We start from the raw sequence: 12,982 nt of genomic DNA on the forward strand, positions 1-12,982 counted from the left end.
GCGCAGCCCCGTGGAACCCGCAGTGATCGCCCTGATCGTGGTCGCGTTGCTCGTGATCGTCGTCCTGGCGAAGAGCGTCACCATCGTCCCGCAGGCGCAGGCGAAGGTCGTCGAGCGGCTGGGCCGGTACAGCCGCACCCTCTCCCCGGGGCTGGCGCTGCTGGTGCCGTTCGTCGACCGGGTCCGGGCCACCATCGACCTGCGTGAGCAGGTCATCTCGTTCCCGCCGCAGCCGGTGATCACCGCCGACAACCTCCAGGTCGGCATCGACACGGTCGTCTACTTCCAGGTCACCGACCCCCGGCTGGCGGTGTACGGGATCGCCAACTACATCACCGGCATGGAGCAGCTGACCACCACGACGCTGCGCAACGTCGTCGGCGGGCTGAACCTCGAGGGCGCGTTGACCGGCCGCGACGGCATCAACTCGCAGCTGCGTGAGGTGCTCGACGGCACCACCGGGCCGTGGGGCCTGCGGGTGGCCCGGGTGGAGATCAAGGCGATCGACCCGCCGCCGTCCATCCAGGACTCGATGGAGAAGCAGATGCGCGCCGACCGCGACAAGCGCGCGGTCATCCTCACCGCCGAGGGCCAGCGGCAGTCGGCGATCACCACCGCCGAGGGCCAGAAGGCGTCGCAGATCCTGGCGGCCGAGGGCCGCAAGCAGGCCGCGATCCTCGAGGCCGAGGCCGAACGGCAGAGCCGAATCCTGCGTGCCGAGGGTGAGCGGGCAGCGCTGTTCCTGCAGGCGCAGGGCCAGGCGAAGTCGATCGAGACGGTCTTCCAGGCGATCCACGACGGCAAGCCCGACCAGGGGCTGCTGGCCTACCAGTACCTGCAGACCCTGCCCAAGATCGCGCAGGGCGACGCGAACAAGATGTGGATCGTGCCCAGCGAGTTCAGCAAGGCGCTGGAGGGGCTGTCCCGGCTGGGTGCCGCGGAGGGCGAGAGCCGGTCGTGGCTGGACGTCGGCTCCGGCGACGGTGGCAACGGAGCAGCGCCGGCCCAGTCCCTGGACACCACCGGCTGGTTCGAGTCGCAGCTCCCGCCCGCCGCCGAGCAGCCCGAGGCGAAGATCGACCTGTCCAGCATCGGCGTGGAGCCGGGTCTCCCGTCGGCGCCGATGCCCACCCCGCCGTCGCTGTCCCAGGCGACCGAGGAGGTCCGCAGCACCCCGCCGCAGATCGAGCGGGGAGCCCCGGACCAGCCGTAGCCGAGCGACGGCCGGCTCCCGCGGGAGCCGGCACGTCGTCCGGCCTCGCTTCAGGGACCCACCCTGAGCTCGCGAAGGGTGGGGGAAGCGAGGTCCTTAATCCTTGAGCAGGCCCTCGCGGAGCTTGGCCAGCGTCTGGGACAGCAGCCGGGACACGTGCATCTGCGAGATGCCGATGTCCGCGGCGATCTGCGACTGAGTCATGTTGCCGAAGAACCGCAGGATGAGGATGCGGCGCTCGCGGGCCGGGATGGTGGCCAGCAGCGGCTGCAGCGACTCCCGGTACTCCACGCCCTCCAGCGCGGCGTCCTCCTCGCCCAGCGTCGCCGCCAGGGTGGGGGAGTCCTCCTCGCCGGACAGCCGCTCGTCCAGCGAGCTGCTGCGGTAGGCGTTGGCCACCGCGAGGCCCTCGAGTACCTCGGCGCGGGGGATGCCCAGGTGCTCGGCGAGCTCCGAGGGCGTCGGGGCGTGCCCGTTCTTCTGCGACAGCTCGCTGACCGCGGCGTTCAGCGACAGGTGCAGCTCCTGCAGTCGCCGGGGCACGCGCACCGACCAGCCCTGGTCGCGGAAGTGCCGCTTGATCTCCCCGGTGATGGTGGGCACCGCGAAGGAGAGGAACTCCACGCCGCGGGTCGGGTCGAACCGGTCGATCGCGGCGATCAGGCCGAGCGTGCCGACTTGCAGCAGGTCGTCGAAGGGCTCCCCCCGGTTGCTGAACCGGCGGGCGAAGTGCCGGACCAGGGGCAGGTGCTCCTCGACCAGAATCTCGCGCAGCCGCTCGCGGCGCGGGTCGTCCTTCTCCAGCGTGGCCAGCTCGGCGAACAGCGGGGCCGTGCGCTCGGCGCGACTGCGGTTCTCCGAGACCGGCGGGGTGTCCACGCCGTCCGTGGTGGGCGCCGCCGCCGGCACCACCTCCGCAGGGTCCGTCGTCATCCCGGCGGTCTCCCCGCTGTGCTCGTCGGTGTCCTCGTCGGTGACGGCGTCGACCGCGCCGTCCGGTTCGCCGGGGTCCTCGGCGAGCGGGGTCTCGTCGTCCGCCGGCGGCCGGGGCCGTGCGGCGGGAGCCGGGCCGAGCACGTCGGTGTCGCCGCTGGCCGGCTGATCAGTGGCAGCCGACCGGGTCACCGTGCGACCGAGACGCCGTCGTGCCCGGAGTCCTCGGTCAGCACGTCGACGACGGCGGCGGAGGTCCAACGGCGCAGCTGCTTGACCAGGGCGATGCAGGCGACCGGGGAGGGGCTGCCGTCGCCTGCCGGGACCGTCGCCTGGCTGCTCGGCCCCGCCTCCACGGTGTCGACCAGGGTGTGCAGGACCGCCCACCCGAAGCCGTCCCGGGGCACGTCCACGTCCTGCTGGGTGGGCACCCAGGCATCGATCCGGAGGCCGTCGCGGCTGACCTCGTAGACGACCGTCAGCGGGCTGCCCGCGAGCGCGACCGCGGCGAGCGTGGCGCAGGCCTCGTCCACGGCCAGGCGCAGGTCCTCGACGGCGTCCAGGTCGAAGTCCATGCGCATCGCCAGGTCACCGGCCATCGCGCGGACGGCGGGCAGCTGCGTGCGGGAGGTGGGCACCCGCAGCTCCAGCCGTTCGGACCGCCGCTCACCCGTGGGGCCGGCGCCCTTCGTGTCGACCATGCGTCGTCTGCTCCTTCGTCGTCCCCCGCGCCCCCGGACGGGAGCGCGGCGTCTGTCAGCGCACCCGCCCGCGGCTCCGGCGCGGAGCGCGAGCGACGAACGGTCGCTCTCGTGGGCTGGTGCCCGGGACGGACCCGGCAACTCCCGACGGTAGACCGACCGAATGTCATTGGTGCCCGGTGGGTGGTCCGATCAAACCCTGATGTCACCGGTAGGGGTGGGACCGACCACGTTGCGTTTGGCGCGGGCCGGGCGTGCCCATCTGAGTGCCCGTGAGACTGCGGCGCAGCGACGTGAACGCCCCGGGCTGGACGCGGCGTCGCGTCGGACGGGGCTGGGCCTACCGCGACGAGACCGGCGCGCTGATCAGGGACGAGCGGCTGGACCGGATCCGCGCGCTCGCGATCCCGCCGGCCTGGAAGGACGTGTGGATCTGCCCCTGGTCGAACGGCCACATCCAGGCGCTGGGCACTGACGCGGCCGGCCGGCGGCAGTACCGCTACCACGATCAGTGGCGGATCAAGCGGGACGCCGCCAAGCACGAGCGGGTGCTGGAGATCTCCCACCAGCTGCCCGACGTCCGCGACGCCGTCCTCGACGCGCTGAACAGCCGCGGCCTGAACCGGGAGCGGGTGCTGGCCTGCGGCGTGCGGCTGCTGGACCTGGGTGCGTTCCGGGTGGGCAGCGAGCAGTACGCGGAGGACAACGGCACCTTCGGGCTGGCCACGCTGCGCCGGGAGCACGTCGAGGTGCGCGGTGAGCGGGTCTTCTTCCACTACACCGCCAAGGGCGGGATCGAGCGTGAGCTCGAGCTGATCGACAAGCCGACGGCGGTGGTGGTCCGGGAGCTGCTCAAGCGCCCCGCCGGCCTCGGGGAGGAGTTGCTGGGCTACCACCTGGAGGACGGCAGCTGGCACGACGTGACCAGCGACGAGATCAACGCCTACCTGAAGGAGATCAGCGGCGCGGAGATCACCGCAAAGGACTTCCGCACCTGGACGGCGACGGTGATGATGGCCGCCACGCTGGCCGAGGAGCCGCCCCCGCGCAGCAAGACGGGGCGGAAGAAGGTGGTGCGGCAGGCCTACGTGAAGGTCTCCGAGCAGCTGGGCAACACCCCGGCGGTGTGCAAGGCCAGCTACGTCGACCCGCGGGTCGTCGACCGGTACGAGCAGGGCGAGACGATCGCCGACGCCCTGGCCGAGGCAGCCGAGGCGCCCGACGACCGGACCGCCCAGCGCACGCTCGAGGCCGGCGTCTGCAGCCTGCTCAGCGCCTGAACGACGACGGCGCCCCGCTCCGGGAGGAGCGGGGCGCCGTCGTCGTGCGTGGCACCGCTGCACGGGGCAGCTGGGTCCTCTTACCGGTCGGCGATCGTGAACAGGTCGATCAGGCCGGTGACCTCCAGCGGACGCGTCACGGCGCGGGTGTTGGCCACCAGCCGCAGCGCGACGTCGCGGGAGCGCGCCGACTTCTGGGTCTCCACGAGCACGGCCAGGCCGGCCGAGCCGAGGAACTGGACGCCGCACAGGTCGATGACCAGGGCCTTGGGCTGCTGCTCGAGCTGCGTGTCCAAGGAGGCGCGCAGGACGGGGGCGGTGAAGGTGTCGACCTCGCCCACGACCGTCACGGTGACCGTGCCGTCGCCGTCAGTGGACGTCGACAGCGTGATCACGTCGTCGAAGGGCGCTTCGTTCGAGTCAGCCGCGGTCGACACGCCTTCGGCGGGTGAGTCGGATGAGGTCACGGACTGCAGCTCCTCTCAGCGGCGGTGCACGTCGGGCACGCGTTCGCCCGGACAGAGTACGTCGGCGCACCGTCCGGTCCCCACGCGGCCCGGGACACCGCGGGGTGTTCCGGACACGCCTGACCCCGGGGGATCCGGGCAGGCGACGGCTGGCTGCTCAACCGTGGCGCCCAACCTAGTCCCGCGCTGTTCACGGCACCAACCGGGCCGCCGGGGCCGCCCCTCGGGAGGGGGACCGGCCCGCGGCACCGCTCAGGTGTTCTCGATGACGTGGACGGCGCTCTCCTCCGGCCCCTCGCCGGCCACCGGGGCGTCGGCGAAGGCCTCGACGTCGTCACCGGTGCGGTTGGTGCCCGAGTCGCTGAGGAGGTCGGTGTCCTGGTCCTGGCCCAGCTGGGCGAAGGCGCGGTCCGGGTCCTCCGCCGGGCGGACGTCCGGGGCGTCGTCGGGCAGCTCGCGCGCCAGCCGGCCGGACAGCGACTCGCCCTCGGCCTGCTCGAACGCCGTCGTCCCGAAGTCGACGGTCTGGTGGCTCTCCCGGTCGCCGGGCTCCGGGGCGAACTGCGGGTCCTCACTGGACTGCATCGTCGGGAAGTCGTCCTGGGACACGTCCGGGACGCCGTCGTCCTCGGGGAACACGTCGCGGGCGGTCTGGCCCTCGGCGCCCCCGGTGGACCCGGTGTCGGCGAAGGCGGCCTCGTCGACCCCGGTGAGGCCGCGCTCGTCGTCGGGGAACTCGGCGTCGTTGCGGGCCGAGTCGGCGGCCGCCTGCTCGTTCGGGTCCGGCTGGGTCATCGGGTTGCCTCCGTTCTGCGTGCGTCCGGTGCGCGCACGCTCGTCCGTCCGGTGGACGGGGGAGCCGGTCGGGTAACCGGCGTCGTGATCACGCCCTACCCGGGTGGCCCGGGGCCATGCGCGGCGCCGGTCGGCATGGACCCCGGCGACGGCGGGTAGCGGGGGGACATGGCCATCCCGAACGAGCTCCCGCGCATCGGCGCACCCGTGCGCCGCTGGGCCCGCACCCAGAAGCAGGAGTACACGCAGGGGGAGCCGCGGCCGCTGGGCGCGGACCTGGGGGCGATGGGCGTCTACGTCGGCCTGGTCGGCGCCGCCGCTGCGGCGATCCGCGTCTCGGGCCGGGAGTTGCCCACCCGCATCCCGCTCGGCGACGTCGCGCTGCTGACCATCGCCACGTTCCGGCTGGCCCGCCGGATCGCCAAGGACCCGGTGACCGCACCGGTCCGGGCGCCGTTCACCAGCTATCAGGGCACGTCCGGCGAGGCGGAGGTCGCCGAGGAGGTGCGCGAGCACGGCGGCGTCAAGCACGCGATCGGGGAGCTGCTCACCTGCCCCTTCTGCCTGGCGCAGTGGGTGGGCACCGGCTTCGTCCTCGGCTACGTCACCGCGCCGCGGGCCACCCGGCTGGCGGCGCTGACGATGACGATGGTGGCGGGCTCGGACGTGCTGCAGTTCGTCTACGACGCCATCCAGAACGGCGCGCTCGACCCCGACCGCGGCGCCGACAGCTGATCCGGCCCGCCGTCGGGTCACCCGTCCGGGTGGCGGACCGCAGGTGGCGGCCGCCGTCGGCCTGCCGGGGAGGTGCTCCCGGCCCTATCCTGTGATCTTGGGGCGACGCCGGGCGTCGCGGTCCGGGAACAGGAGGCGGCGTGCGGTCGATCTGGAAGGGCGCGGTCTCCTTCGGCCTGGTCAGCATCGGCGTGAAGCTGTACTCGGCGACCGAGGACCACGACATCCGCTTCCACCAGGTCCACGCGACCGACGGCGGCCGGGTGAAGTACAAGCGGGTGTGCTCGGTCGACGGCGAGGAGGTCGAGTACGGCGACATCGCCAAGGGCTTCGAGCTGCCCGACGGCCAGCTCGTCGTGCTGACCGACGAGGACTTCGAGGACCTGCCGCTCCCCACCACGCACGAGATCGAGGTGCTGCAGTTCGTCGACCAGGAGCAGATCGACCCGATCCACTTCGAGAAGACCTACTACCTGGAGCCCGACGGTGTCGCGGCCCGCCCCTACGTGCTGCTGCGCACCGCGCTGGAGAATGCCGGCCAGGTCGCGATCACGAAGATCGCCATCCGCCAGCGGGAGTCGCTGGCCGCGCTGCGGGTGCGGGACGGGGTCCTGGTGCTGCACACCATGCGCTGGCCCGACGAGATCCGCCGTCCCGACTTCGGCTTCCTCGACGAGGACGTGCCGGTGCGGCCGCAGGAGCTCGCGATGGCCGAGTCCCTGATCGCGACCATGGCCGGCGACTTCGATCCGGGCCAGTTCACCGACGACTACCGCGAGGCGATGCAGGCGCTGCTGGAGGCCAAGCAGTCCGGCGGTGAGGTGCAGCAGGCGCCCGAGACCGCCGACACCGGTGGCGGCGCGGTGGTGGACCTGATGAGCGCCCTCCGCCGCAGCGTCGAGCGGGCCGGGGGCGCGGCCCCCGCGGCTGGGGACGACGACGCCGACGCCGACGAGCCGGCCCCGGCGCGGAAGGCGCCGGCCAAGCGGGCCGCCGCGAAGAAGGCCCCGGCGAAGGCCGCCGACGACGACGAGCCGGCCGCGAAGGCCCCGGCGAGGAAGGCCCCGGCCGCGAAGGCGCCGGCCAAGAAGGTGACCGCGAAGAAGGCCGCGTCGGAGAAGGCCGGGTCGGAGAAGGCCGGGTCGGACGAGGCCGGGTCGGACAAGGCCGGGGACGACGCCGAGGCCAAGCCGGCCAAGCGCGCCTCGCGGGCCCGCAAGACCGCCTGACCCGGGCTGCGCTTGTCCGCGACCCGGCCCGACCCGCTGGCCACCTACCGGGCCAAGCGGGATCCCGCGCGCACCGCCGAGCCCGTTCCGCCCGCCGGCCAGCCGCTGCCCGTCGGCGACGACGACACCTTCGTCGTCCAGGAGCACCACACACGCCGCGGCCGGGCCGGTGAGCGGGTGCACTGGGACCTGCGCCTGGAGCGCGACGGCGTGCTGAAGAGCTGGGCGGTGCCGAAGGGGCCGCCGCTGGAGCCGGGGGTGAACCGGCTCGCCGTCCCCACCGAGGACCACCCCCTGGAGTACGCGTCCTTCACCGGCACGATCGCCGTCGGCGAGTACGGCGGCGGCGAGGTGAGCATCTGGGACGCCGGTCGGTACGCCACCGAAAAGTGGGTCGACGACCACGTCACCGTGGCGTTCGCCGGCCGGCGGCTCACCGGCCGGTACGTGCTCTTCCGGCTGCCCGACCGCACCTGGAACATCCGCCGGCTCGACCCGGACCCCGCCGTCGAGGCACCGGTCGCCGCGGGCGTCCCGGAGGACCTGCTGCCCATGCTGGCGGCCCTCGGTGAGCTGCCCCCGGCCGACGACTCGCGCTGGGGCTACGAGTTCAAGTGGGACGGCGTCCGGGCGCTGGCCCACGTCCGGTCCGGGCGGCTGCGGCTGCGGGCCCGCAGCGGCAACGACGTCACCGCCACCTATCCCGAGCTCGTCCCGCTGCCGGCCGTGCTGCACGGGCACGACGCCGTCGTGGACGGTGAGGTGGTGGCGCTCGATCCGCGCGGCCGCCCCGACTTCGGGCTGCTGCAGGGGCGGATGCACCGGACCGGTCCGGAGGTGGCCCGGATGGCCGCCGCCGCGCCGGTGAGCTACCTGGTGTTCGACCTGCTCGCCTGGGACGGCGAGAGCCTGCTCGGCCTGCCGTACATCGAGCGGCGGGAGCGGCTGGACGCGCTCGGGCTCGGCAGCGACCGGTGGGTGACCACCCCCTGGTTCCGCGGCGACGGGCCCCTGGTGCAGGCGGCCAGCCGGGAGAACGGGCTGGAGGGCGTCGTCGCCAAGCGGCTGGACTCGCCGTACCGTCCCGGTGGCCGCGGCCCGGACTGGCGCAAGGTGAAGAACCTGAGCACCCAGGCGGTGGTGGTCGGTGGGTGGCGGCCCGGGGAGGGGCGGCGGGCCGGGGGGATCGGCTCGCTGCTGCTGGGCGTGCACGACGACACCGGCCGGCTGGTGTTCGCCGGGCACGTCGGCACCGGCTTCACCGCCCGGGCGCTGGCCGACCTGGCTCCGCTGCTCACCCCGCGCAGCACCTCGCCGTTCGCCGGCGTGCTGCCGCGGGAGGTGACCCGGGACGCGCGCTGGGTCGAGCCGCTGCTCGTCGGTGAGGTCGCCTTCGGCCAGTGGACCCGCGACGGGCGGCTGCGCCACCCGTCCTGGCGCGGTCTGCGCGACGACGTCGACCCCGCCGACGTGGTGGTCGAGCCGTGAGCGAGCCCGTGCGGCAGCGGGTGCAGATCGAGGGGCGCCAGCTCGAGATCTCGAACCTGGACAAGGTGCTCTTCCCCGAGGTCGGGTTCACCAAGGCACAGGTCATCGACTACTACGTGCGGATTGCACCGGTCCTGCTGCCGCACGTGGCCGACCGCCCGGTCACCTTCACCCGCTGGCCGTCGGGTGTCGACGGGAAGGCCTTCTTCGAGAAGAACAGCGCCCGGCACGCCCCGGTCTGGGTGCGTTCGGTGACCGTGCCGTCGCCGGGGAGCTCCCGCGGCCGGGAGACCCTGGACATGGTGCTGCTGTCCGCCGTCCCCGACCTCGTGTGGTCGGCGAACCTGGCCGCCCTGGAGCTGCACGTCCCGCAGTGGCGGGTGGACGAGGACGGTGGACAGCTCCTGCCCGACCTGCTGGTCCTCGACCTGGACCCAGGGCCCGGGACCGGTGTCGTCGAGTGCGCGCACGTGGCGCACCGGCTGCGTGAGCGGCTGGTCGCCGACGGGCTGAACCCCGTGGTGAAGACGTCGGGCTCCAAGGGGATGCAGGTGTACGCGCCGATCCGCTGCACGGACAGGGAGCACCCCAGCCGGTACGCGAAGCAGCTGGCCCGGGAGCTGACCGGTGAGACGCCGGAGCAGGTCGTCTGGCGGATGGAGAAGGCGCTGCGGCCGGGGAAGGTGCTGGTCGACTGGAGCCAGAACAACACCGCGAAGACGACGGTCGCCCCCTACTCGCTGCGGGCCCGGCCCGGCGCGACGGTCTCCACGCCGCTGGGCTGGGACGAGGTCGACGCGCTGCGGGACGGCGCGGACCCGGAGTCCGTGCGCTTCGGGACCGAGGACGTCCTGGCGCGGGTGGCGGAGTTCGGCGACCTCTTCGACGTCGAGGACCGGCACCGGGCCGACCTGCCCGAGGTGTGACGAAGGACCCTCCTGCCCCCCGTGAAGGACCCTGTCCCCCTCACCCCTCGCCAGCTCGGGGCGAGCCTCGGGACAGGGCCGAACGAGGCTCGCGGCGGCCCTGCAGGAGGGCCGCACTGGGCGCCTCTGTCACCATCGCTGCCGTGACCCCGCAGAGCTCCGACCGGTTCACCGATCTCGGACGGCTGGTCGTCCGCTGTCCCGACCGGCCCGGCATCGTCGCCGTCCTCTCGCGCCTGCTGGCCGACGCCGGCGCGAACATCGTGGAGTCCCAGCAGCACTCCTCCGATCCGGAGGGCGGCACGTTCACGCTGCGGCTGGAGTTCGTGCTGCACGACCTCGCCGTCCGCCGGCACCAGCTGGAGGGCGCGCTGGGACTGCTGGCCGGCCAGTGGGGGATGACCTGGCGGCTGACCGAGGCGGCGCACAAGCCGCGGCTGGCGGTGTTCGTGTCGAGGACCGACCACGTGCTGCAGGAGCTGCTCTACCGGGTGGGGTCGGGCGACCTGCGCGCCGAGATCGCCGCCGTCGTCTCCAACCACCCCGACCTCGAGCCGGTGGCGCGGGCCCACGGCGTGCCGTTCCACCACCTGCCGGTCACGCCGGAGACCAAGGACGCCGCCGAGGCCAAGGCGCTGGACCTGATCGGCGACGTCGACCTCGTGGTGCTCGCCCGCTACATGCAGATCGTCTCGGCCGACTTCTGCAGCCGGTTCCCCGAGCGGCTGATCAACATCCACCACAGCTTCCTGCCGGCGTTCGTGGGCGCGAACCCGTACCAGGCGGCGCACGACCGCGGCGTGAAGCTGATCGGCGCGACGGCGCACTACGTCACGCCCGAGCTGGACGCCGGGCCGATCATCGAGCAGGAGGTCGCCCGGATCGACCACCGCGCGACGGTCGAGGACATGCGCCGGGTCGGCCGGTACGTGGAGCGGCAGGTGCTCGCGCAGGCGGTGACCTGGCACGTGGAGGACCGCGTGGTCGTCGAGGGCCACCGCACGATCGTCTTCGCCTGACGCAGGACCCCGCTGCCCCGGCCTTCTCTTGACTTGCTCAAGAAAAGGAGGTTGAGTCGGGGTCGATGGAGACGGCCTGGGACGCGCAGCTGCGGACGGCGGGGCTGCGGGTCACCCGCCCCCGGATGTCCGTGATGGACGTCCTCGCCACGCATCCGCACGTCGACGCCGAGACCATCGTCACCGTCGCCCGCGCCGCGCACCCCTCGATCTCGCCGCAGGCGGTCTACGGGGTGCTCAAGGCGCTGGTCGGCGGGGGTCTGGCCCGGCGGATCGAGCCGGCCGGTGGGCCGGCGCGGTACGAGCTGCGGGTCGGCGACAACCACCACCACCTGGTCTGCCGGGAGTGCGGGGTCGTCGTCGACGTCGACTGCGTCGTGGGGGCCGCTCCGTGCCTGGCCCCCTCCGACACCGCGGGGTTCGTGGTCGACGAGGCCGAGGTCGTCTTCTGGGGGCTCTGCGCCGGCTGCCACGCCGTGCGCAGGTGAGCTCGGAACACAGCAGAGCAGAGAAGAGGGGAAGCATGACCGACGTCGCATCGCAGGGCCCGGCGGCCAGTGAGGCCGACCGCGCCGTTCTGACCAACCGTCAGGGCCACCCGGTCTACGACAACCAGAACCAGCGGACGGTGGGCGCTCGTGGCCCGGCGACCCTGGAGAACTACCAGTTCCTCGAGAAGATCAGCCACTTCGACCGGGAGCGCATCCCGGAGCGCGTCGTGCACGCCCGCGGTGCCACCGCCTTCGGTGTCTTCGTGGCCGACGGCACCGTCGGGAACGAGCCGATCAGCAAGTACACCCGCGCCAAGCTCTTCCAGGAGCAGGGCAAGGAGACCGAGGTCGCCCTGCGCTTCTCGACCGTGGCCGGTGGCCGGGACTCCTCCGAGGCGGCGCGTGACCCGCGCGGCTTCGCAGTGAAGTTCTACACCGAGGACGGCAACTGGGACCTCGTCGGCAACAACCTGGGTGTCTTCTTCATCCGGGACGCCATCAAGTTCCCCGACTTCATCCACTCGCAGAAGCCGGACCCGGTCAACTTCGACCGGCAGGTCCCCAACCGGGTGTTCGACTTCTGGTCGCAGTCGCCCGAGGCGATGCACATGATCACGCTGGTGCTCAGCCCGCGTGGCCTGCCGTCCAGCTACCGGCACATGCAGGGCTTCGGCGTGAACACGTACAAGTGGGTCAACGCCGCCGGGGAGACCCAGCTGGTCAAGTACCACTGGCTGCCCAGGCAGGGCGTCAGGTCCTGGACCGCCGCCGACGCGGAGGTGGCGCAGGGCAAGGAGCTCGGCGTCCTCACGAAGGACCTCTACGAGGCCATCGAGCGCGGCGACTTCCCGTCCTGGGACCTGTACGTGCAGCTGATGGACGACCACGAGCACCCCGAGCTCGACTTCGACCCGCTGGACGACACCAAGACCTGGCCGGAGAACGACTTCCCGCTCCGCAAGGTCGGCACCATGACGCTGAACCGCACCCCGGAGAACTTCTTCACCGAGAGCGAGCAGATCGCCTTCGGCACCGGTGTGCTGGTCGACGGGCTGGACTTCTCCGACGACAAGATGCTGGTCGGCCGGACGTTCTCCTACTCCGACACCCAGCGCTACCGGGTCGGCCCGAACTACCTGCAGCTGCCGGTGAACCAGGCCAAGAACGCCCGGGTCGCCACCAACCAGCGCGACGGCCAGATGGCCTACGGGGTGGACCTGGGCGCCGGGCAGAACCCGCACGTCAACTACGAGCCGTCGATCCTGGGCGGCCTGCGTGAGGCCCAGCACCCCACGCACGACGAGCAGGGCCCGGAGATCGTCGGCCGGCTCACCCGCAAGCGGATCCCGCGCACCGACGACTACACGCAGGCCGGCCAGCGGTACCTGCTGTCGGAGCAGTGGGAGAACGACGACCTGGTGGCCAACCTGATCGACGGCCTGTCCCAGTGCGACCGCCCGATCCAGGAGCGGATGGTCTGGCACCTGTTCATGGCCGAGGACGAGCTGGGCCAGCGCGTGGGCGACGGCCTGGACATCAGCGCGGACGACGTCCGTGGCCTGGCGCCGCTGCAGACCCAGACGCTCACCGAGGCCGAGCTGCAGCGTGCGGCCAACCTCGGCAAGAACGGCCCGCGCGACGTCAGCGGCCTGACCATGACGCACTGCGTGCCGAACGAGCACGAGGTCCTCACCTCGTGAGCTGA

General features: G+C 72.7%; 13 protein-coding genes. 9 read left to right on the top strand and 4 right to left on the bottom strand.

Annotated features, from left to right (window positions below; translation table 11 throughout):
• The first annotated feature begins 10 nt into the window (after positions 1-10).
• Complete coding sequence (locus HK417_RS05150; RefSeq protein ID WP_222264075.1) at positions 11-1,213, top strand: SPFH domain-containing protein; 1,203 nt, start codon at positions 11-13, stop codon at positions 1,211-1,213.
• A 96-nt stretch (positions 1,214-1,309) separates the two neighbouring features.
• Here the strand turns inward: HK417_RS05150 and HK417_RS05155 are convergent, their stop codons facing one another.
• Both HK417_RS05155 and HK417_RS05160 read right to left on the bottom strand, forming a co-directional pair.
• Entirely contained in the window at positions 1,310-2,338 is a 1,029-nt protein-coding gene (locus HK417_RS05155; protein WP_222264077.1) for an RNA polymerase sigma factor SigF, read from the bottom strand.
• A complete protein-coding gene (locus HK417_RS05160) occupies positions 2,335-2,847 on the bottom strand; it encodes an ATP-binding protein (RefSeq protein WP_222264079.1) in 513 nt (170 codons plus the stop codon). The genes HK417_RS05155 and HK417_RS05160 overlap by 4 nt, the downstream gene beginning before the upstream one ends.
• A 272-nt stretch (positions 2,848-3,119) precedes the next feature.
• On the opposite strand from HK417_RS05160, the gene HK417_RS05165 reads away from it, so the two are divergent.
• Positions 3,120-4,127 carry a DNA topoisomerase IB gene (locus tag HK417_RS05165; protein ID WP_308123387.1) on the top strand — a complete coding sequence of 336 codons (1,008 nt, stop codon included), beginning with the start codon at positions 3,120-3,122 and terminating at the stop codon, positions 4,125-4,127.
• Positions 4,128-4,207: 80 nt separating this feature from the next.
• Here the strand turns inward: HK417_RS05165 and HK417_RS05170 are convergent, their stop codons facing one another.
• Both HK417_RS05170 and HK417_RS05175 read right to left on the bottom strand, forming a co-directional pair.
• A complete protein-coding gene (locus tag HK417_RS05170; protein ID WP_222264081.1) occupies positions 4,208-4,594 on the bottom strand; it encodes an STAS domain-containing protein in 387 nt (128 codons plus the stop codon).
• Between the two features lie 252 nt (positions 4,595-4,846).
• Positions 4,847-5,389: a hypothetical protein gene (locus HK417_RS05175; protein ID WP_222264083.1), complete on the bottom strand. Its 543-nt coding sequence runs from the start codon at positions 5,387-5,389 to the stop codon at positions 4,847-4,849.
• A gap of 168 nt (positions 5,390-5,557) precedes the next feature.
• Between HK417_RS05175 and HK417_RS05180 the strand changes: the two genes are divergently transcribed.
• The 7 genes from HK417_RS05180 to HK417_RS05210 all read left to right on the top strand — a co-directional run bounded on the left by HK417_RS05180 (position 5,558) and on the right by HK417_RS05210 (position 12,977).
• Positions 5,558-6,124 carry a DUF1360 domain-containing protein gene (locus HK417_RS05180; protein WP_222264085.1) on the top strand — a complete coding sequence of 189 codons (567 nt, stop codon included), beginning with the start codon at positions 5,558-5,560 and terminating at the stop codon, positions 6,122-6,124.
• A gap of 140 nt (positions 6,125-6,264) precedes the next feature.
• Positions 6,265-7,353 (top strand): non-homologous end joining protein Ku, encoded by a 1,089-nt coding sequence (gene ku / locus HK417_RS05185; RefSeq protein WP_222264087.1) that lies wholly within the window; start codon positions 6,265-6,267, stop codon positions 7,351-7,353.
• Positions 7,354-7,365: 12 nt separating this feature from the next.
• Positions 7,366-8,841, top strand: a complete 1,476-nt coding sequence (gene ligD / locus HK417_RS05190) for a non-homologous end-joining DNA ligase (RefSeq protein WP_222264089.1) — start codon at positions 7,366-7,368, stop codon at positions 8,839-8,841.
• Positions 8,838-9,767 (top strand): non-homologous end-joining DNA ligase, encoded by a 930-nt coding sequence (gene ligD / locus HK417_RS05195; RefSeq protein WP_308123388.1) that lies wholly within the window; start codon positions 8,838-8,840, stop codon positions 9,765-9,767. Before ligD (HK417_RS05190) ends, ligD (HK417_RS05195) begins: the two co-directional genes overlap by 4 nt.
• 143 nt (positions 9,768-9,910) lie before the next feature.
• Positions 9,911-10,786: a formyltetrahydrofolate deformylase gene (purU, locus tag HK417_RS05200; RefSeq protein ID WP_308123389.1), complete on the top strand. Its 876-nt coding sequence runs from the start codon at positions 9,911-9,913 to the stop codon at positions 10,784-10,786.
• A gap of 65 nt (positions 10,787-10,851) precedes the next feature.
• Entirely contained in the window at positions 10,852-11,274 is a 423-nt protein-coding gene (locus tag HK417_RS05205) for a Fur family transcriptional regulator (RefSeq protein WP_222264091.1), read from the top strand.
• A gap of 35 nt (positions 11,275-11,309) precedes the next feature.
• The gene (locus HK417_RS05210) at positions 11,310-12,977 is read left to right on the top strand and encodes a catalase (RefSeq protein ID WP_222264093.1); all 1,668 of its coding nucleotides are present in this window, start codon (positions 11,310-11,312) and stop codon (positions 12,975-12,977) included.
• Positions 12,978-12,982 lie beyond the last annotated feature (5 nt).

Source organism: Modestobacter marinus (genome assembly GCF_019799945.1).
Classification (GTDB): domain Bacteria; phylum Actinomycetota; class Actinomycetes; order Mycobacteriales; family Geodermatophilaceae; genus Modestobacter; species Modestobacter marinus_B.

What these genes read in the sequence shown, in the direction of transcription:
- HK417_RS05160 (WP_222264079.1), bottom strand. Translation starts at nt 2,847, where the DNA reads ATGGTCGACACGAAGGGCGCCGGCCCCACGGGTGAGCGGCGGTCCGAA.
- HK417_RS05175 (WP_222264083.1), bottom strand. Translation starts at nt 5,389, where the DNA reads ATGACCCAGCCGGACCCGAACGAGCAGGCGGCCGCCGACTCGGCCCGC.
- HK417_RS05180 (WP_222264085.1), top strand. Translation starts at nt 5,558, where the DNA reads ATGGCCATCCCGAACGAGCTCCCGCGCATCGGCGCACCCGTGCGCCGC.
- HK417_RS05205 (WP_222264091.1), top strand. Translation starts at nt 10,852, where the DNA reads ATGGAGACGGCCTGGGACGCGCAGCTGCGGACGGCGGGGCTGCGGGTC.
- HK417_RS05210 (WP_222264093.1), top strand. Translation starts at nt 11,310, where the DNA reads ATGACCGACGTCGCATCGCAGGGCCCGGCGGCCAGTGAGGCCGACCGC.